Below are 19,155 nucleotides of genomic sequence, written 5' to 3'. Positions count from 1 at the left end.
CGGAGACGGCGGTGTTCGAAGCCATGCTGGAGGGGTGGGCGTTGCAGCAGCGGACGCGGTTCTTGAAGCCGGCGACGATTGCGTCGCGGTTGCAGTTAGCGCGTCGTGTCGCGGAGTTTGTCAACGAGTACCCCTGGCAGTGGCAGAGCGCGGACGTCGAGGCGTTCATCGACAGCTGCCGCCACCGGCCCGTGCCGATCGTGGTGTCCACCGCGCGGCTGTACGAGACCACGCTTCGAATGTTCTTGCAGTACCTTACGGATCCCCGTTACGGCTGGCCCGCTGAATGCGTGCAACGCTTCGGGGTCGCGCCCTCGCAGGTGCTGCACGAATGGAACACCATCGTGCACGTCACCGACTATGAGGGGGATCCGCGGCGTCGTCCGTTGACCTATGACGAGATCCAAGCACTCTTCGACGCGGCCGATGGCCGCGTCGAAGAGATCCGGGCGCGGGGCCGCAAGGGAGGGTTGGCGGCCTTGCGAGATGCCGCTCTGCTGAAGATGATCTATGCGTTCGGCTTGCGTCGGCGCGAAGCCTGGGGTTTGGATCTCGCCGACCTGCGACACAACCCGAAGGTGCCCGCGTTCGGCCGCCACGGCGGGGTGTTCGTGCGGTGGGGGAAGTCGTCGCGGGGGAGTGCACCCAAGCGGCGCACCGTGCTGACGGTCCCCGAGATGGACTGGGTCGTCCCGGTCCTGGAGCAGTGGTGCGAGGAGGTTCGGCCCAGCTTTGGGGTCGGCGCGCATCCCGCGCTGTGGGTCACCGAACGCGCCGGTCGCATTTCGTTGCGGCGCATCAACGAGGCGTTCACCACTGCACGCGACGCTGCGGGTTTGGATCCTGCGTTGGATCTACATTGCCTGCGCCATTCCTACGTCACGCATCTGATCGAGTTCGACTATCCGGAGAAGTTCGTCTCCACTCAGGTCGGGCACACCTTCGCTGCTACGACCGCCATCTACACCGGGGTGTCTGATGAGTACCGCAATCGGATGCTCCGCCGGTCGCTGAGTCGATACTCCGAACTCTGGGAAGGCGGCGAGTCGTGAGAAGGATGACCTACCGGTGGAATCTGCGCCAACTGATGGCCGCCCGCGACATGTATGCGACTACCGATTTGGTGCCGCTGCTGGCCGAACGGGGCATTCACCTTTCGCGCGAGCAAGTGTTCCGCCTCGTCACCACCGTGCCGCAACGCCTCAGCTTGGACACCCTGGCGGCGTTGTGCGACATCCTCGACGTCGGCGTGGAAGACCTGATCGAGATCTCCGCCGAAACCACACAAGTCCCCAAAACGGTCGGGGAGAAGCCTCCGACCGCGCCGCCACCGGTGCGCCGCACCACCATTCGTCGTCCCAGCGGATCGTGACCAGAAGGTGACACACAGCACCGGTAACAGATCGGATGAGATCGCGGCCTATCTGGCTGCTCGGCTGCCCGGTGCGGACCCCGACCGATTAACCGCCCAAGTCGAGGCACTGAAACTGTCAGCGGCGCACGCGAGGGGCTTGCTGCGGCACCTGCAGGCACACCCGGACGCGACGACCTCCGGGGAGGCCACCGGTCCAGCCGCACTGCGAGCCCTGTTGGACGCGTTGGCCACCGAACATCCCGTCGTGCAACGCATCCGGTGCCACCAGTGCGGAGCCCAGAAGCGATTGCCCTACCGCAAGGACGGTATGAGCATCTGCGGGAGCTGTTACCGCCGAACCCATTCCAAGGTCTGTGTGCGCTGCGGTGAACTAGGCTCGCCGGCCCGCCGTGACGGCGGCGGCGTCGTGTGCATCCGCTGTGATCGTCGTGACGCCTCGCGCCACAGCCCGTGCACCCAATGCGGCACCACTACCCGGGTTGCCTACCGGGTTGACGGGAAGCCGTTCTGTCAGAACTGCGGTCCGCGCAAGTTGTCTACCTGCTCGTCATGCGGCAAGGAGAACCAACGCACTCACGCAATCACTCACGATGGACCGATCTGCCCCAGCTGTTACCAGCGTGGGCGCTCACACCAGTGTCACCAGTGTGGGCGGGTCACGGTACATGCCCGCACGGCTAATCGAGCCGCGGGCACCTGGATCTGTTACCGCTGTTGGACGCCGCCTACCGCGACGTGCAGTGAGTGCGGGCGCCTCAAACCATGCGCTCGGGGAATCGCTTCCGGGCGCCCAGTCTGTTCGACATGCCGGCGCGGCCCGCGCCGACCCCGCCGATGTGCAATCTGCGACCACACGAAGGCCGTCGCAGCAGTGCTGCCGGTGGGACCGGTCTGCGGACGGTGCGTGCGGCACCTGAGACGACATCCAGCGCCCTGCAGCATGTGCCAGCGGGTCCGCCCGCTCGTCGGTGTCGACGATCGCGGCGTCGGGGTATGTGGGCCATGCTCAGGTGACGAGCGCAGCTGGACGTGCAGCGACTGCGGACGGGTGGACCTGCTCCAGGGATCCCGCTGCTTGGCGTGCGTCGTCGAGTCGCGCGTCGCCGAATTGTTGACCGGCCCCAGCGGATACATCGACCCTCAGTTGGAGGGCATTCGGACTTATCTGACCGACGACACCACACCGGATCGAGCACTGGGAATCATTCGTGACGCGCAATGGGTACAGCTCCTCCGCGAGCTCGTCGCGGCGCAGCGCCCACCGACGCATGAGCTGCTCGATGAACTCCCCGCGGGAAGTCCGGCCAACCACCTGCGGACCGTTCTCGAGCACACCGGGGTCATCGAGCCCCGACCCGACGACCTCGGTTCCCTGGACGCGTGGCTGCGAGACTTCCTGTCCGCCGTACCCCGCCAGGATGCTCAGCTGCTGCGCACGTACGCCCAGTGGTGGATACTGCCGCGAACCAGACGGCGCGCAACACGACACGGCACTACCGCGAATACACCGAAATACGTCAGGACGCGCGTCGAGACCGCCGCACACTTCCTGGCCTGGCTCCGCGCCAATGACCGCACCCTCACCGAGGCCACCCAGCATGACGTCGATACGTGGATCGAATCCGGGGCGAGCACGCGCCGCCGGCTCCGGGACTTCCTCAAGTGGACCCACGCCCGCGGCTTAAGTGCCGCCCTCCGTGTGCACTGGCTGGGCCGGGAGGGACTCGCAGAACACGTCCTGGGTGACGCTGACCGATGGTCTCTACTGCGCCGGTGCCTGGGAGATGAAAGCCTCTCGCTGGATCTGCGGGTAGCGGGTGCACTCGTCCTTCTCTACGGTCAAATCCCGACCCGCATCGCCGAACTCACCGCCGACCGCATTTCTACCAGCGGCACCGACACCTTCTTGGCCCTGCGGAATCAACCTGTCCTCCTCCCGCCCCCACTTGCGACGTTGGTCGTCGAGTTGGCCAACCGCAGCGCAAGCCCGCAACGCGGACGCCCGGAAGCATCGGGGTGGTTGTTTCCAGGCGCCCGGCCCGGTACCCACATCTACGCGGGCCGACTCGCGACTGCACTGAACCAAGCCGGCATCTACGTCCGCTCGGGCCGCGGTGGCGCACTCACCGCGCTCGCCGGCGACCTGCCGGCCCCCGTTCTCGCCGAGATTCTCGGTCTATCCGTCACCACAGCTACCCGATGGACGGCACTTGCCAACCACGATAACGCCGAATACGTCGCTGCCCGCATCAAAGTCCCACCACCATGATCGACTCGCGGTATGAGGCGGTACCCCGTGTCGGACCAAAGGCTTACCGTCGCCGTTAACAGAGCCGCGAACTCGGCCCTGCAGGGAGGAGGCTGCGATGACGGGCTGCCCGCTACCGTTCCGCGGCCTCCCGAAGGCCGCCCAGTCGGAGGGTCCCGAGCAGTTGGCGTTGCTCGGCCAACCCACCGCCGTTCGTGTTCCCGAAAAACGTTGGCGTACCTGGCTTGCCGACCCAATGACAGTGGCGCGATTCGAAAGCAAACGTTACCGACGCGAGGACGATCGGTGCTGGGTGTGGATGGGGGCGGTGTCGTCGACAGGCCATGGCTCGTTTCGCGCTTCGAGCCTGCCCGGTCCGACACGACGCGGCACTGTATCGGCTCATCTCTTCGCCTACCAGCTCGCATACGGAGTCATAACCCGCCTCGGATGGTCTGACACCCATGATGAAGTCATCTGCCATCACTGCGACTTCGCGGGATGCACGAACCCCGAGCACATGCATTTGGGCACCAATGCCACCAACCGGCACGAATACCTCGCTCGCCGAGGCAATCTCGCCAGTCCCTTGGCCGACGTACGCGGCGCGGCCGGCCGCACCCGCGCCATCGCATCCGCAATACGAATCGGCCTGGCACTCAACGAAGACGCGCCGACCATTGAGCGGCGGATTCGCGACGCCGAAGCTGCGGGGCGTCCCTTGACCTTGTGGTGAGAGCAAAGCGGTGACTTTTACAATTCATAGTCAGCTACTAAGTGCAACAGAGCCTCTCAACGCGGAGTGATCCGACCTCCCCTCCGCGAGGAGAACCTGTCGATAACCATGAACGATCATTTCAGGTATTTTCTAACCCGCTTCTGCCACTCAGTCAGGCGGACCAGTTCTCGTTCAAGGTCTGCGGGCTCGGGGGCGACGTAGTTAGTTTCGGCGGCCTTGTCGTGGCGTCGTCCCCAGAGTGACGTTGCCCCATAACCCTCTTGAACATCCTGGTTGTCGGCGTCGGTAATCTCTGCTAGCAGACGAAACTTCATCATCCGCACTTGCGAACTTCCGCGGTCGAACACTTGGTTCATAACCTCGGTGGTGACGCTGCGCTCCCAGGTCTCGGACAAATATCCCGCCCACGTGGCCACTTGCTCCTCCCACTCGTCTTGGACGAGTCCTGAGCGTTCTTTTTTAAGCCGAGCGAGTTCGGTGGTGAGGTGATTGACGCGTGACCCGAAATCCTTTGCCTTCCAGGGGAAGCTCTCGATACAGACGCCGGGTTCGACGCCGCGGCGTTCCACGCATCGCTCGGTTAGAGCAACACCCTCGCGTTCTGCCGCCGCAGCGAGGTCCCCGGTGAAGGCAACATCGTGGGTGAAAACCACGACTTGTCGGTCCTGCGCGAGCTGCGCCAACCGCTCAGCGACTTTGTCTCGCCGAACATGGTCCAGCGAAGTGACGGGGTCATCGAAGATGAGCGCCGACTTTGACTGGTCGAAGACGGCCTCGGTGAAGAACCCCGCAAGTCCGAGGGCGGTCTGCTCGCCCTCACTCAGCACGCTGCGTGCAGCCACACCCTTGGCGGCGCCGAGCAGGCCCGGCTTCTGATTCAGCTGCCCCTTGCGTCCACCGAGATCCTGCAGCGTCACCCTCTGAAGCCGCAGGCGTTCAGTCTCCCGAGTGAAGCTGTCGAGGATCCGATCTGTGGCGTATTCACGGGTGAGTGCGGATGCCTTTTGCGTGATGCTGTTGGTGTCCGCAGCGGTGCGCGCCGCTTTCAAACCCTTCAACTGCCGCAATCGCTCCACCTCGGCAGTGACCTTGTCAGCCGATTCTGAGAGTCGAATACGAGACTGTAACTCACTCTGCTCCTTTCTTAGGTCGGTCACCGCAGCCTGGAAGGCCGTCAGGTCCGTGCCAGCGGCCAGTTGCCCGAGTTGCTCTGCGAGAGCGGTGAGCTTGTCGGGAATATCCACCGCCGCAAGGGGTTCGGGAGCGAGGTCGTCGCTAGTCAAGCACTGAACGATGGCATCGCGCTGATCCGCCAATTTGGTGAGCAGCGCGGCGGCTGCGGTACCGAGCTGGGCGTCGTGCGCTTCCAAAGCGGTGAGCGCAGCCGTCCGCGCAGGTGTATTGAACTCCAATGCCCTAAGCTCGCTCAGGGCCACGGCGAAATTCCTCTCGGCGGCAACGGCGTCGCGTTCGGTGGTGTCGGCCATGTATTGATCAAATCGGCGGAGGCGGGTTTTGGCGTCATCGTCGAGCGCCTGCTGGCACAGGACGCATGCCGCACCCTCCCCGGTGACAGGGAACTCGTGGGTGGGGTATGCCTCGGTGATCGAGTAGTTGCGCGCTGCACTCCACAGAAGTCGCCAAGTCTCCGAACCCACACCCGGCAGCGGCTCATCGTCGAACGAGGATGCTGCCGCTACCGATGCTGCCGCGCGTGCCGTAGCCGCAATTGTGCGGAGTTCGGCACTGGCAGCTGTTTTCTCGCCTCCCAACGCGACGAGCAGTTGGGCAAGGTCGTTGCTCAGCGTCCTGACGTTGTTCGACAGCGTCGTCAGCCGCGTTTTTTCTTTTTGCGGGTCTGTGGCCGCGAGCCTTGCCTGCTCCTGGAGCACCTCGGCCAGGCGTTCGTTCGTACCGGCCTTTAGGGCGGTAGCAGCGTCGATCTGTGTCTGCGTAGTGGTTGCGGTGAGAGTTGCCAGGAAAGCGCCCGCCGTCGTCGTTGGAGGCAGGTCCAGCGCGAGTGCCTTGGCTTCATTGGCCTTTATCCGCGTGGCGATCTCGTTGCGCACTTCGTCGCATACCCCGATGAGACCGTCCAGGAGAGTGAGCGCCGAAGGGCGGTAGGAGATGGTCGACTCTTTGGTCAGGTACTCGTCCCCGCAGTGCTCGTCGTAAAAGCTCATCTTCAGCAACTCTGGCGTAGGCGCCGCGGGGAATGCCAGCGTTTGCTCCACGCCGCCAACACGGTAGTGCAACACACCGGACGGGTCGTCTGGCGCCTCTTGAAAGACGTTGGGGAGGATATCGGAGCGGTGCCGCGCCTTCACCATCGCTTTGATCAAGCGTGCGTATCCGGATTTGCCGCTGCCGTTGTCTCCATAGATCACGGTAATGCCCGTCGGGGCGATGTTGAGGCGCTGTCCGTCCACAAGTGCGTTCACTCCGTGAAGGTCAGCCACCGCGATAACGTCGACCTGCTCAACGACTGCAGACCTCACTTGGATGCTTTTGGCTTCCTGGCTCGGCGCATTGTTGGGGCCGGCCAACAACTCATCAACGATGGCCGCGATCCGGTCCTGTCCATACTGCTCGCCGTTGGCGAGAGCAACCAACACATCTTGTTGCCATCCAGGACGCTCCAGCCCCCAGGCGATGATGTCGCTCTCGATCGTCACTGCTTCATAGTCTCATCGCTGGCGGCAAAGGTGTCGCGATTCCCAGGTCGCAGGAGGGCCGGCGACCGCCTGATTTTGATGACATCGTGCCCTCAGCGCTCCGATATGTCGGCGAACTGTTTGAGGGCGTTGATGCCGTGTGCGGCCATCGTGCCGCCGGATCGGTGGCCCATGCCGGCCACGATGTGCAGTCGCGCTGCGGGCCAGGCTTGGGCGAGTTGCCAGGCGATGTCGGGTGGGCTACTGAGGTCGAGGCGGCCGTGAATCAGCACCGCCGGATGATGGGCGATGCTGGTGATGTTGTCGAGCAGCTGGGTCTGCTCGCGCCACGCGGCGTGGCGCCAGTAGTGAGTCACCAAGCGTGCGAAACACATTCGAAACTCGGGGTCGGCGTTGACCAGTCGAGGCCGCGGCTGTGGTCCCAGGTTGACGTGGGCGTCCTCCCATTCACACCAGTCGAGGGCTGCTTTGTCCCGTACTGCGGGGTCGGGGTCGTGCAGCAGCCGGGTGTAGGCCTCGACGAGGCTGCCGTCGCGGTCGGCTTCGGGCACCCCGTCGCGGAATCGGGCCCACTCAGCGGGAAAGAGCCGACCAACATCGCGGGTGATCCAGCGCACCTCACGCTTGGTGGTGGTCGTTACCGCCGTGAGCACGAGTGCCGCGACACGCTCGGGGTGCTCCTCGGCGTAGGCGAGGGCTAGCGTTGTGCCCCATGACCATGCGGCCAGCACCCAACGCCGCACACCGAGGTGGCGGCGCAGTTGTTCGATGTCGGCGATCAGATGATCGGTGGTGTTGGTAGCAAGATCCACGCCAATATCGCTGGCGTGTGGGGTGCTTCGTCCGCAGCCCCGCTGGTCGAACAGCACGACCCGATATTTGGCGGGGTCGAACAGCCGTCGCATCCCGGGTACGCAACCCGACCCCGGACCACCGTGCACCGCCAGCGCCGCCAGCCCTGCTGGATTACCAGAGATCTCCCAATAGATGCGATGGCCCTCGCCCACGTCGAGCAATCCCGACTCGTACGGCTCGACCTCCGGATACATCGCTGAGCCAGCCACCACGACGTCTGACGATATCCGCAGCACCAGGTTGCCGTTGACTGAGACCCACTGGGCGACCCTTGCGTCCCGGCTCAGCCGATTTCGGTAGTCAAGGCAACGACTTGATCGACTACACCGTGACTCCGTACTCGCGATCAACCGACGTTGAAATTCGCGAAGACAATCACTGATCCGCTTTGGACGCGGCACCCATGGGTGGTGCCTCTTTGCCCCAGGAGCTTGCCGTCGATGCGCTTGAGCCACCCAGTCAGCACAGATGTCCTGTCGGTACAAGGTCAGCCTCGCCGCACGAATAGTGCAGTTTGCGAATATCTGCCGTCTGCCAGCCTTCTGGATTCGCCGCGACGGTCGGCGGATCATGCTGCGGTCCAATAGGTATGCGCTCGCGCTCGCCCGCAAGGGCGTGGCGCTGGAGCCGTGGGAGCGCTCGCTGCATGGCTGCGATGTACCGCTGTGTGTGCGCCCGAGCGAGGACGACGACACCGGCCGTCCACGGCACGTGTATGCCGGGACCCAGCGCGACAACATGGAGCAGATGGGCCGCTCCGGTCGCGGCGGCGGCCGGGTGGCGGTGCGCCGCGGGAACGCGGGCCTGCTGGCGCGCAAGGAACGCTCGGTCGCGCTGCGCGAGGCGGTACGGCACGGGTGGGACGCGCAAGCGGTCGCCGATGCGTTGGCCGTGGGTCACCCGACACTGTGGTGAACGTGGGTGTGCCGGCGCACGCCGATGCTGAGGATGCGATCGCACCGCACGGCGCGGCCGGCACCGTGTGGGCACCGGCCGCGCGGGCGGCGTGTGGGCTGGTGTTATCCGGCGGCGTAGGCGGGGTGTTCGAAGCGCTCGATGAGGCTCAGCGCGGTGTCGAGATCGGTGTCGGTGAGCGTGGTGGTGTCGGCGTCGATGGTGAGCTGCCAGGTGTCGGCTCCGACGGTGGCGGCCAGGACGTAGGTGTGTCGGCCGTGGGCGGCGAAGGTGTGGCCGGCTCGACCGGCGAACATCAGTCCGGCGGCGCGGAAAGCGATGATGCGCGTGGAGGTCTGCTCGGTGTCGGCGTCGGTGGTCGCTTCGACGGCGGCCAGGACGCGATCGTTGTCGGCTGCCCACAGGACGATCTGGCGGGTCCTGTCGACGGTGGCGACGAGCTGCAGTGCGCCGTAGGCGTGGTCGTCGACGGTGTGCGTTCCGTGCGGTGCGTGGCCGATGAGGTCGGCCGCATCCGACAGGAGGGCGGCGGCGAGGTCGAAGTTGTTCTCGGTCATGGTTGTTCTCCGTTCGTGAAGGTGTTGAGTGCGCCGGTTAGCGCTGGGGTGCGGGGGAATCGGCTGAGGGTGGGCCGTCAACCCCGAAGAGTCCGGTGGTGGTGCCGGCGGATGTGCGGCCCGCGAGCGGCAGCGAGCTGATAGGGCCGCACATGTCCTCCGCCGCCGGCACCAGCGCCGGGCGTGGGTTGACGGGTCGGGCCCCCGGCCGATTACGCTGCGACCCCTGCTAACGGCAAGAGGTGAGTGGCGCCAGGGAGCCCGCCCGAAGGGTGGGCTGTCCGTCGGTCGCACCTAGTGCGCCGACGTCTACGGGAGCCGGCGGCCGGACGACAAAGAGGGCAGGGACGCGGCAGGGCGCCCCGGCGCGCCTGGTGGCTGTCGGGGCGCCCTGCGATCGGGTGTCAGTCGATCATGGTGTTGCCGCGGTAGACGTCTCCTTCGATGTAGGTCAGGAGATCACCGTTGGGGTCGGCCAGGCACCAGTAGTAGGGGGCGTCGTAGCGCACGATCTGCCAGGTGCGGTTGCCGCGTTCCCAATAGAGCTTGTCGAGCAGTTGGGTGTCGCCGCCGGAGCCGCCGAAGAAGGCGTCGACGTTGCCCCCTTCGGGTTCGAAGTGCTCGTTGAGGATGGTGATGACGTCCGCCACGGTGGTGGCGGACGCGCAGCGGTCCAGGGCGGCAGCGACGTTCGCCCAGAAGTGATCGAGGTGGGTGCTCATGGTTGTGTCTCCGTTTCGGATTGGTGTGTGGTGCGCCGGTCGGCGCTGAGGTGCCGGGAGTTGGGTGTGGGAAGGGGGACCCGACCGGCCGCCCGCGGGGGAGCTGCGGGTCGGGTCCCGGCGCCGGGTCAGGCTGACCGGAAGGCGCGTCGTGCGGCGGCGGGCAGGCTCTCGGGTCCGATCGCCCAGGGGCCGTCGTTGTAGCCGGGTAGGCGGCGAATCAGGCGCCGTTCGAGGGCTTGGCAGAACGCGTAGGCCTGGCTGCTCTCCCAGTCGGGGTGCTCGGAGGCCTGGTACTGGTAGCAGTGCAGCGCGTTGAGGAGTTCGACGTTGGTCCAGCCGCGCTGCTGCGGCGGGCGGTAGGTGTAGAGCTTGGGTGTGTACATCTCGGTGCCGTAGGAGTGGTTGACCGACTTGACGTTTTCGTCGAGCAGGATCTGGCCGATTTCGCTGGCTGTTTCGGGCTGCAGCTCGGTGCTGTGGGTGGGCCGCATGTGTTCCCACCGCAGGGCACCGAGGCGGGGGTCTTTCAGGCCGGCCCACAGCAGGACGTTGATGTGCTCGGGGTGGACGACGAATGCGCTCATGAGTTGCTCTCCGTTCGGATCGGATTGGGTGCGCCAGTCAGCGCTGGTGTGCGAGCAATGGGGTGAGGGTGGGCCGTCCAGGGCGAAGAGTCCGGTGGTGGTGCCGGCGGATGTGTGGCCCGCGAGCGGCAGCGAGCTGATAGGGCCGCACATGTCCTCCGCCGCCGGTATCGGCGCCGGGCGTCCCTGGACGGGTCGGGCCCCCGGCCCCATTACGCTGCACACCCCTGCTGATGGCTTAAAGGTGAGTGGCGCCAGTCAGTTCCGCCGCAGGCGGGACTGTTCGTCGGTCGCACCTTGTGCGCCGACGTCTACGCGGCCGGTGGCCGGAGCAAAAAAGGGGGACCTCGCCGACCACTCGGTGCTGAGTGCTCGACGAGGCCCCCGTGTAGCGCGTTAGTGCGGCGGTAGGGCGTCGAGGATCAGTTGGGCGAGTTCCTCGCCGTTGGGCAGCGGGAGCCGGTCGGCGGCGTCGCGGATCGCGTCGCTTTCGGCTGAGCCGCAGGCGCACTCGTCGTTGGTGGCGCATTCGTCGCTGGCGGCGCTGTCGAGGGCGCATCCGTCGACGGTGGCGGCATCAACGATCCACTGGGTGCGGTCATCGGAGAGCCTGAGGTCCACGCGAACGGATTGCTCGATGTAGTGGGTGCCGTCTGGTTCGTAGGAGTAGCGCGGGGTGTGGCCGTCGCGGCGCTGGGTGGGCTCAGGGTTGGTCATGACGTGGTCCTCTCGAGAATGGGTGGTGGGTGAATGGGTGTGGCCGGCCACCTCGGGTGTGAGGCGGCCGGCCACGGTGGGGTCGTGCGGGCTGGTTACTCGGCGGGCGGCTGGGCGGCGAGTTGGGCGAAGACCTGGCGCAGCTTGGTCGGCGGGACTGCGGCCTGGACCGCGGTGTCGAGGAGCACGACCAGGGTGGTGTCGGGAAGGCCGGCGGCCACGGCGGTGGCGTGGGCTGCTTCTAAGGCAACGCCGGCGCGCACGGTGTCGCTGCTGCAGTAGAAGCAGGCCGCGGCCAGGGCGAGTGCTTCGATGCGGGCTCGGCCGCGCAGCTGGCGGGCCAGGTGGGTCCAGACGGTGGCGCCGGTCTGGGGGTGCTCGGTGCTGGCGATGAGCAGCGCATCGCGGTGGGTGACGCTCGTGGTGATGAGCAGGCCGACGTTGGCGGCCAGTTGTGGTGTGAGCGCGGTGGGTTCTCCGAAGGCTGCGGACATGCCGCGGGCGGTCTGGGTGATGAACTCGGCGGTGTCGGTGTCGACGTCGGGGGCGGGTGCCTGATCGGTGGGGGCGAATTCGGCGGCGATGTCCTCGCGGGTGGCGCGCACGCTGTGTCCGGCGACGGCCATCAGCAGGGCGGCCTCGGAGGTCCGGTGGTCGACGGTGGTTCCGGTGTCGCCGGTGTCGATGTCGGTCCAGGTCTGGCCGGCGTCGAGGCTCGGGGTGTGCAGCCGCTTGAGGATGCTGGCGCCTCGTGCAGTGATGTGGCGTTGCGCGGCGTCGAGGTGGTCGCCGGCGTGCTTGAGATCCGCGGTGTCGGTGATGGCGATGAGGATGACGACCCGCATGTCCCCGTTGGGCTGTTGCAGGGGAAGGGTGTTGGCCAGGCGGGCGGTGACGTCGAGGGGTTCGGCGATGTCGTAGCGGGCGGCGACGTGGACGGTGCGTCGATCTCCGGTGTTGTCGAGGACGATCGCGACGATGCTGTCGGTGGGTGCGAAGCCGACCAGTGCCGGGGTGGCGGCGAGGATGTCGGTGTTGGAGCTCAGGTTGATGCGCATGGTTGTTCTCCCGTTCGGGTGGTGTTGAGTGCGCCGGTTAGCGCTGGGGTTGGGGGGACCGGCGGGGTGGCGCGCGCATGCCCGAAGAGTCCGTGGTGAACGCAGCAGGGCTTTCGGCCCCGGGGCAATCCCCGCGCGTCAGCGCCTGGGGATTGACCACGGTTGGGCCGAAAGGGTCACTCGGCCTGCGTAGTTCGGCGCGGGCGTGGCTGGCGCGTGACGGGTCCCGGTCGGTCATACTTGGGGCCCAGCTGAACGGTTAAAGGTGAGGGGCTACGGATACGGCCACCGCCAGGTGGCCATCCGCGCCGCAGGCGCGCTTGCTGAGTCAGGGCCGGAAGAAAAAGGGGGGCGGAGCCGGTCCTCGTGTGGTGAGGATGCCCGGCTCCGCCGTAGTAGTTCAGATGAGTGCGATGATGCCGGCGCCGGCGGTGTTGGCCTGTTTGATGCGCTCGGCCGCATCGTGGTCGATCTCGTCGCGGGCCTGGCTCACCATATAGGCCAGTCCGCGCGGTGCCTGGCTGGTGATTGGCTCGTCGGGGTCGGCGTAGAAGTCCCAGCAGGATCCGATTTCGCGACCGTCAGGCCCGGTCACGATGTACCCGTAGACCTCGCTGTTGGCCCAGGCGCTGTAGGTCGCCACGGTGGCTCGGGTGTAGTTGTGCGGCTCGGTGGCGTCGCGGGGTGCCCACGCCAGGCCCTCGGTGCCTTCATAGCGGTCGGTGCTGGGTGAGGTGGTGCAGTAGCGGTCGGCGCAGCGGGTCACTTCGAGGATGCCGGTCAGTCCTAGCGTCAGGCCGAGGTAGCGTGCGATCGCGGCAGCCGATCGGTACTGGTGCTCATAGAGGGAGTCGTTGGTGGCGTTGTGGTTTCGGAGCAGGGCGGCAACGTCGTGGGCGGCGTCGCCGAGCGCTGCGCTGATCGTGCGCGCATCACCGAGGTAGACCAGACCGCCGTCGTCGGTGTAGTCGGGTACCTGCGCGTCGATGTCGTAGTGCAAGGCAATCTCGTAGGTGCCCGCGGTGGTCTCGACGGCGATTTTGTCGAATGGGTGCAACATCGTGGAGTCCTTCCGGTTGGCGGCCGGCGGTGGTGCCGGACAGCGCTGGGTGCGCTCGACCGGCGGGGTGGCGCGCGCATGCCCGAAGAGTCCGTGGTGAACGCAGCAGGGCTTTCGGCCCCGGGGCAATCCCCGCGCGTCAGCGCCTGGGGATTGACCACGGTTGGGCCGAAAGGGTCACTCGGCCTGCGTAGTTCGGCGCGGGCGTGGCTGGCGCGTGACGGGTCCCGGTCGGTCATACTTGGGGCCCAGCTGAACGGTTAAAGGTGAGGGGCTACGGATACGGCCACCGCCAGGTGGCCATCCGCGCCGCAGGCGCGCTCGTCGGCGGCCGCGAGTGCAACGAGCTAGGGCTGGTCTCGCAGGCCCGCGTTGACCAAGCGGCGGTGTACCTCGGTGAGGGTGAGTTCGCTCCAGTAGCCGTTCTCGTCGGCGTGGATTCTGCTGGGCCAGTTGTCCCAGCGCTCGATTTCCGCGTCGACGTCGGATTGGGCGACATCTGGTGCGGTGAGCGGAATGGGGTCGGCATCGGACTCGCTGCTGTCTGGGATGCCGACCAGCTGCCCGATCGGTGGCGTCGTGTCGTGCGGGGACCTGAACTGAAGCCGGTAGGTCTGCCCGTCGGTGTCGACGATCAGGCGGTCCGGGTAGTCGGTGATGCTGTTGGGCACGCTGCCTTCTCCTGGTATCGATTATCGCCGCTGCGCGGCAGGGGTGGAGTCACCAATTTCGGTAGGCGCGGGTTCGCGGCCGGACGAAAAAAGGGGCCCGCCTGGCGCTGGCCAGACGGACCCCTTCTCGTGGGTGCTAGGTGGCGCTCGGCGGCGGGTCGGTGTCGATGCCGAGGCCGGCGGCGTTGATGCGGGCTTGGATGGCATCGAGGCTGATCCAGCGGTCGATGCCGTTGTTCTCGCTGTAGAGCAACGCCCAGTCTTCCCATCCCTCGATTGCGGCGTCGACGTCGTCCTCGTTGACGTTGGGCCGGCTGATGGGGATCTCGTGGAAGTTGTCGGGACGGTCGGCGTCGGCGATGGCGGCGACCAGTTGACCGGTGCCGTCGAAGGTTCGGGGGTCGCCAGGTGGGGCGAAGTTCATCCGGAATCGCAGCTGGCGCGGCTTCCCGGCGCTGTCCACAAATTGCCAGGCTAACGCGTAGTCCTTCTCGACCATGGGGTGATCCTTTCTGGGTGGTGAGGGTAGAGGCCGGGCCACCTGAGTGCGGCGGCCCGGCCAGAGTTGCTGTGGTGCTGAGTTATTCGACGGGCGTGGTGGCGGCGATGATGGCTTCGGCGTCGGCGAGGTAGTACTCGGCGTATTCGCGTTCGCTGCGCGGGCTGGTCGGCTCCAGGAGGACGGTGACGGCGTTGTCGCGGGCGGACAGCGCGTACTGGCGGCGTCGGTGGGTGTCGTCGGCGTTGACGGCGCTGTGGATGTCAGCTCGGGCCATGGCCAGGCTGTGTGCGGTGCTGAGGGCGACGGCTTCGGTGTCGAGGATGGCGGTCATGGTTGTTCTCCGTTCGTGAAGGTGTTGTGTGCGCCGGTTAGCGCTGGGGTGCGGGGGAATCGGCTGAGGGTGGGCTGTCAAGGGCGAAGAGTCCGGTGGGGGTGCCGGCGGATGTGTGGCCCGCGAGCGGCAGCGAGCTGATAGGGCCGCACATGTCCTCCGCCGCCGGCACCAGCGCTGGACGTCCCTTGACAGGTCGGGCCCCCGGCCGATTACGCTGCGACCCCTGCTAACGGCTTAAAGGTGAGGGGCTACGGACGGTGGCCGCCGCCAGGCGGCCAGGCGCGCCGCAGGCGCGATCTTCACCCGCAGCGCGTACGTGCGAACCAGCCGGGCCACGGGATCGCGGGATGAGACTGAGGTGCTGAGGGCACCGCGTGGACCGGGCCGCGGCGGTCATACTGGGCGGATGGAATCCGAACTGATGCGCGCGCTCGTCGAGGGCGGCGGGACGGCGGCGACGCGGTGTCTGACATGGGTGGTCGACGGCGCCACGGCCGCACCCGGAGCGTGTCTCGACGTGGTGTGGCCGGCTACGCCCGTGGAGTTGTGACCGCTCAGGTGAGCATGTCCAGCGCGGCGCGCAGGCTCGCGAAGCGGCCGTAGCGGCGGCTGCTGTCGGCACTGGACTTCTCGCCCAGCCAGATCCCGACGATGTGGGCCTGGCCGCCGTCGTCGGTCACCCAGACCGGGCCGCCGGAATCGCCGGGAACGCTGGCAGGCATGCCAGTGGTCATAAATTGATCGTCGCCGTAGCTGTATGCCACGGTGCCGCAATGGGTTCCGCTGGAGACACCGAGATGGCAGACCTCTTGGCCGACCTCCACAGCCGGTGGCCTGCTGTCGGAGGCGAAACCCATGGCGCCGTTAGCGGGACGGCTGGCGACGCGCGGACCGAAGTCAATCAGGCCGTAGTCGGGACCGCCTGAACGCGCCGGGGCAACGACAGTGTTGATGAATCGCCCTGTCGCGCCGGAGGTTTCTTCCACGACGTGACCGGGCTCGTCAGTTTGGCAGTGGCCGGCGGTGATCGCGTAGGCGTGACCGTTGGTTCCTGTGTAGACGTATCCGGTGGTGCAAAAGGATGCCGAGCCATCGTCGGTGACGTAATCGATCCGGTCACCGGGACCAATCGAGGTCACGGTGGCGTGCGCTTCTGGTGTCGCGACAAGCATGGAGGCCACGGCTAGGGCCGCGGCGGCGAGGGCGGCGCGGGTGGGAGACATCGCGATCCGTCTTTCTCTGCGAGGCAAGGTATCGGTAGCGCTGGGGCTGACGATCAGGCGGCCCGTTGGGCCCGCTCACGTCGTTCGGCGTTGCGTTGGGCTCGGCTGTTCAGTGTTTCGATCCAGGCGGCGGCCAGGACTGCCGAATGCCCGTGGCGGTGGGTGCGGCCTGCAGCTGCGGCTCCGGCGCGTTGGTCGACGGACGCGCAGGCCGTCAGGGTGCGACGCGCGATCATCGGGCACCGCCGGCGGACAGCTTGGCGGCGGCTTCTCCGCGGCGCCACAGGTCGGCGAGTTCTTCGCGGATGAGGCCGAACTGTTCGGTCAGCTCAGCGCGGTCAATGTCGGTTTCGGCGAGCTGCTGCATGCGTTGGCCGAGAACGCCGAAGGCGCGGCGGTACGCATCGTCGAGGACCTGGCGGGCCAGGCTGCTGGCCAGCGCTGCGCTGATGTTCTGGGTGTAGGCGTCGACGAGATACAGCGCGAGCTGTTTGAGTCGTTTGTCGGTGGGCGGCTGGTCGGGGCACAGTGCATCTCGAGCGGAGTGACGCTTGCCGGCGGCCAGGACACTGACCGGATCGGGCTTGTCCTCGTCGTCGACCAGGCGGCGGATCAGCTCGTAGGCCCAGCGGGCGACGGGCTTGGCGATCGCGGTGTCGGGCACGAGATCGAGTAGCGGCCGTGCTTCATCAACCGACAGGTAGAGCAGCGCGCCGATGAACTGGTGTTCTGGCTGCCATTGCTGCACAACGCTTTCGGCGAGGAAGGTGTCGGCTTGCTCGGAGGTCTCGGCCAGTGAGTCGGCGGGGGTGACCAGGTGCAGGGTGTGGCGAAGGGCGGCGGTCATGATGCGGCAGCTTCCGTCAGGGTGTTGGTGGTTGGTGCGACGAGCGCCGTCGCGGTGATCGTGGCGGTGCCCACGCGCCTGGGCTGGTGGCCGGCGGGCGGGTCGAGCCGCAGCAGAGTGACAACAGTCAGTTCCGTTGCGCTGCTTGCCCGGCCCTCGTTGCGGTCGTTACCGAGCAGGTAGATGTCAGCCTGGATCGCGTAGTCGAGCAGTGCTCGGCTGGCCTGTTCGGCTTCGGCGTGGCGCGTGGTGTGCACACCGTCGTCGGTGGCGATCGTGAGCTGATACATGGCGGCTTCCCGGGTGTGGATCGAGGTCAGGCGGCGGTCAGGCTTTTGAGCGCCTTGAGCCGGTCGGGCCGGAATCCCGAGAAATGCTCGTTGGGCCCGGCGTACACCACGGGCGCCTGCAAGTAGCCCAGCGACATGACGTAATCGCGAGCCTCGTTGTCGACGGTCAAGTCGATCTTCTCGTACGAAATGCCCTCTTTGTCGAGCATTTTGAATACGGCGTTGCACTGCACGCAAGCGGGCTTGGTGTAGACGGTAATGGTGCTCATGATGTGCTCCTTTTCGGTGGTGATGATATGTCCATTCTATATTCGGTTTTCGCCTATAGCAACGCCTCTGCAAAAGAATCCGGACTAATTTCGGCGCGTTTTGTACCGGTTTTTACCGATGCCGTGCTATAGCCATCCTCCCAGCTAGTTGCCTGCACGCGACCACCGTTGCACGGCGCAGATCGGTCGTTTCGTGTCATTGTGCTGACCATTCTTTTGGCGCTTCTCGACGCATTATCAGCGACCGGAAAGAAGCCGCAGTGCATAGGTCCGGGCGAAAAGTTTCCTTTCCGCAATAGCGGGCAATTAAATGACATTCGTTGGAAACTTTTCGAGCCGTTTACGGCGGTCCCGCGGCCTTGCGCGAAGGTACTTTCCGGTCAATGCTGGAATGTGCGAGAAGCTCACAGCGGTGCCTTTCGTTGTTGGCCGCCACCGACGACCGTGGCCGTACATTCAGGCGACCAGGGTGGGCACAGCACCGGTGGCTCGTGCATAGAGCGCTTCGAATCCGGGCCGCTGCTTGTCCGCGATGGCGGCGCTGGGCGCCACCACGTAGAAGTGTTCGGCCCACGGTGCGGCCGTACCGCGCCTGTGTCGCCATGCCCGGGTGATGCCATCGGGTGTGGTGTCAATGTCGGCGGGCAGTTCCATCAGCGTGGCGTGCAGCGCGGCGGCGTCTCCGGTGTCGAGGCGGCGGACGCTGCGGGCGATCGCCGGGGTGGCGGCGCGGCGCGGAGTGGCCACGCGGCGCACTTCGTAGAGGGCGTGCTGCTGGGCGGCGAGGTGCTCGGCGAAGAGGCCCAGGACCTCGGTGAGTCCGGCGTCGGTGACGAGGTCGATCAGGCGCCCCTGCGCGAGCAGGCTCTGGCGGGGGTTCAGGCAGGCGGCGACGTGTTCGAGGTACAGCGCGTGGACTCCGGCGTCTGGGTCGCGGCGGTAGCGTTCGAGCGCATCGGCACGACCGGCCTTGCTGGAGAACTGGAACGGACAGTACGAGCAAGCCGACTTCTGCCACCGTCGCCCCGTGACCTTCTCCAGGTAGTCGAGGGCGTCGGTGCGCGACCACCCCCAGTCGAGCAGGGGATAGACCCCGTATCGGGTGGCGGTGTTGTAGGCGGTGTCGCGTTGAGCTCGGCGCAGCTCGCCGGTCTCAAATCCGAGGTAGTGCCGGTATGGCTGGCCCGAGGTGAGCGTGGTGATGATCGGGTCCAGGACAGCACCTTTCGCGCGCAGCGAGCACCGGCGACTGCCCAGTTGGGGCACGGTGCCCGCAGTGAGCAGCTCGTCAGAAAGGGCATAACCGTGGTCGGCATAAAGGCGAGTGGGGTGGGTGCAGTCATCGAAGATGCTGACGCCGGCCCCGGCCGCGGTGGTGTTGAGCCGGGTGCGGCCAGCCTGCACAAGTCGCACGCCGTGGCGGGCCAGTAAGGGCAGCACCACGTCTTGGGCGTCGCGCAGCGTATCGGCGTACTCGTTCCCTGTGTGCGCGCAGACCACAACCAGCTTGT

At 66.3% G+C, this 19,155-nt stretch carries 22 protein-coding genes; 6 read left to right on the top strand and 16 right to left on the bottom strand.

The genetic code is table 11. The annotated features are described in order from the left end of the window. From ADBZ9K_RS00380 to ADBZ9K_RS00365, 4 genes are all read left to right on the top strand, one after another. The coding region (locus ADBZ9K_RS00380; protein WP_526617716.1) for a site-specific integrase at positions 1–1,052 on the top strand (1,052 nt) is incomplete at its 5' end. Positions 1,053–1,057: 5 nt separating this feature from the next. Then, positions 1,058–1,372, top strand: coding sequence for a helix-turn-helix domain-containing protein (locus tag ADBZ9K_RS00375; RefSeq protein ID WP_372924347.1), 315 nt, complete (start codon positions 1,058–1,060; stop codon positions 1,370–1,372). Positions 1,373–2,450: 1,078 nt separating this feature from the next. Continuing rightward, a complete protein-coding gene (locus ADBZ9K_RS00370) occupies positions 2,451–3,644 on the top strand; it encodes a hypothetical protein (protein WP_526617715.1) in 1,194 nt (397 codons plus the stop codon). A gap of 97 nt (positions 3,645–3,741) precedes the next feature. Continuing rightward, on the top strand, positions 3,742–4,359 hold the full coding sequence (locus ADBZ9K_RS00365; RefSeq protein WP_372924342.1) for a hypothetical protein: 618 nt from the start codon (positions 3,742–3,744) through the stop codon (positions 4,357–4,359). 116 nt (positions 4,360–4,475) lie between these two features. Here the strand turns inward: ADBZ9K_RS00365 and ADBZ9K_RS00360 are convergent, their stop codons facing one another. Continuing rightward, complete coding sequence (locus tag ADBZ9K_RS00360; RefSeq protein ID WP_372924343.1) at positions 4,476–7,037, bottom strand: AAA family ATPase; 2,562 nt, start codon at positions 7,035–7,037, stop codon at positions 4,476–4,478. A 92-nt stretch (positions 7,038–7,129) separates the two neighbouring features. Continuing rightward, a complete protein-coding gene (gene pip / locus ADBZ9K_RS00355; protein ID WP_372924344.1) occupies positions 7,130–8,104 on the bottom strand; it encodes a prolyl aminopeptidase in 975 nt (324 codons plus the stop codon). Positions 8,105–8,462: 358 nt separating this feature from the next. Between pip and ADBZ9K_RS00350 the strand changes: the two genes are divergently transcribed. Continuing rightward, entirely contained in the window at positions 8,463–8,807 is a 345-nt protein-coding gene (locus ADBZ9K_RS00350; RefSeq protein ID WP_526617712.1) for a hypothetical protein, read from the top strand. Between the two features lie 104 nt (positions 8,808–8,911). Here ADBZ9K_RS00350 and ADBZ9K_RS00345 read toward each other — a convergent pair whose 3' ends face one another. The 9 genes from ADBZ9K_RS00345 to ADBZ9K_RS00305 form a co-directional block, all read right to left on the bottom strand. After that, positions 8,912–9,364 carry a hypothetical protein gene (locus tag ADBZ9K_RS00345; RefSeq protein ID WP_526617710.1) on the bottom strand — a complete coding sequence of 151 codons (453 nt, stop codon included), beginning with the start codon at positions 9,362–9,364 and terminating at the stop codon, positions 8,912–8,914. A 404-nt stretch (positions 9,365–9,768) separates the two neighbouring features. After that, positions 9,769–10,086 carry a hypothetical protein gene (locus ADBZ9K_RS00340; RefSeq protein WP_526617708.1) on the bottom strand — a complete coding sequence of 106 codons (318 nt, stop codon included), beginning with the start codon at positions 10,084–10,086 and terminating at the stop codon, positions 9,769–9,771. Between the two features lie 128 nt (positions 10,087–10,214). Continuing rightward, positions 10,215–10,673, bottom strand: a complete 459-nt coding sequence (locus tag ADBZ9K_RS00335) for a hypothetical protein (protein ID WP_526617706.1) — start codon at positions 10,671–10,673, stop codon at positions 10,215–10,217. Between the two features lie 396 nt (positions 10,674–11,069). Next, on the bottom strand, positions 11,070–11,390 hold the full coding sequence (locus tag ADBZ9K_RS00330) for a hypothetical protein (protein ID WP_526617704.1): 321 nt from the start codon (positions 11,388–11,390) through the stop codon (positions 11,070–11,072). A gap of 95 nt (positions 11,391–11,485) precedes the next feature. Then, complete coding sequence (locus ADBZ9K_RS00325; RefSeq protein WP_526617702.1) at positions 11,486–12,448, bottom strand: DUF4192 family protein; 963 nt, start codon at positions 12,446–12,448, stop codon at positions 11,486–11,488. Positions 12,449–12,848: 400 nt separating this feature from the next. Next, the gene (locus tag ADBZ9K_RS00320) at positions 12,849–13,508 is read right to left on the bottom strand and encodes a hypothetical protein (protein WP_526617701.1); all 660 of its coding nucleotides are present in this window, start codon (positions 13,506–13,508) and stop codon (positions 12,849–12,851) included. Between the two features lie 347 nt (positions 13,509–13,855). Then, positions 13,856–14,179: a hypothetical protein gene (locus ADBZ9K_RS00315; RefSeq protein ID WP_526617700.1), complete on the bottom strand. Its 324-nt coding sequence runs from the start codon at positions 14,177–14,179 to the stop codon at positions 13,856–13,858. Positions 14,180–14,315: 136 nt separating this feature from the next. Beyond that, positions 14,316–14,678: a hypothetical protein gene (locus ADBZ9K_RS00310; RefSeq protein WP_526617698.1), complete on the bottom strand. Its 363-nt coding sequence runs from the start codon at positions 14,676–14,678 to the stop codon at positions 14,316–14,318. Between the two features lie 82 nt (positions 14,679–14,760). Next, positions 14,761–15,012 carry a hypothetical protein gene (locus tag ADBZ9K_RS00305; protein WP_526617697.1) on the bottom strand — a complete coding sequence of 84 codons (252 nt, stop codon included), beginning with the start codon at positions 15,010–15,012 and terminating at the stop codon, positions 14,761–14,763. A gap of 409 nt (positions 15,013–15,421) precedes the next feature. Between ADBZ9K_RS00305 and ADBZ9K_RS00300 the strand changes: the two genes are divergently transcribed. Beyond that, a complete protein-coding gene (locus tag ADBZ9K_RS00300; protein ID WP_526617695.1) occupies positions 15,422–15,565 on the top strand; it encodes a hypothetical protein in 144 nt (47 codons plus the stop codon). A gap of 4 nt (positions 15,566–15,569) precedes the next feature. Here the strand turns inward: ADBZ9K_RS00300 and ADBZ9K_RS00295 are convergent, their stop codons facing one another. The 5 genes from ADBZ9K_RS00295 to ADBZ9K_RS00275 all read right to left on the bottom strand — a co-directional run. Then, positions 15,570–16,238, bottom strand: a complete 669-nt coding sequence (locus tag ADBZ9K_RS00295) for a chymotrypsin family serine protease (protein ID WP_526617694.1) — start codon at positions 16,236–16,238, stop codon at positions 15,570–15,572. Between the two features lie 232 nt (positions 16,239–16,470). Beyond that, a complete protein-coding gene (locus tag ADBZ9K_RS00290; protein ID WP_526617693.1) occupies positions 16,471–17,085 on the bottom strand; it encodes a hypothetical protein in 615 nt (204 codons plus the stop codon). Next, the gene (locus ADBZ9K_RS00285) at positions 17,082–17,375 is read right to left on the bottom strand and encodes a hypothetical protein (RefSeq protein ID WP_526617692.1); all 294 of its coding nucleotides are present in this window, start codon (positions 17,373–17,375) and stop codon (positions 17,082–17,084) included. The genes ADBZ9K_RS00290 and ADBZ9K_RS00285 overlap by 4 nt, the downstream gene beginning before the upstream one ends. Positions 17,376–17,401: 26 nt before the next feature. After that, positions 17,402–17,644: a glutaredoxin-like protein NrdH gene (gene nrdH / locus ADBZ9K_RS00280; RefSeq protein ID WP_526617691.1), complete on the bottom strand. Its 243-nt coding sequence runs from the start codon at positions 17,642–17,644 to the stop codon at positions 17,402–17,404. A 456-nt stretch (positions 17,645–18,100) separates the two neighbouring features. Next, on the bottom strand, positions 18,101–19,155 hold a 1,055-nt coding region (locus ADBZ9K_RS00275), incomplete at its 5' end, for a hypothetical protein (protein WP_526617690.1).

It is taken from the genome of Mycobacterium sp. (assembly GCF_965229265.1).
GTDB lineage: Bacteria > Actinomycetota > Actinomycetes > Mycobacteriales > Mycobacteriaceae > Mycobacterium.
This window is presented reverse-complemented; position numbering and strand designations above follow the sequence as displayed.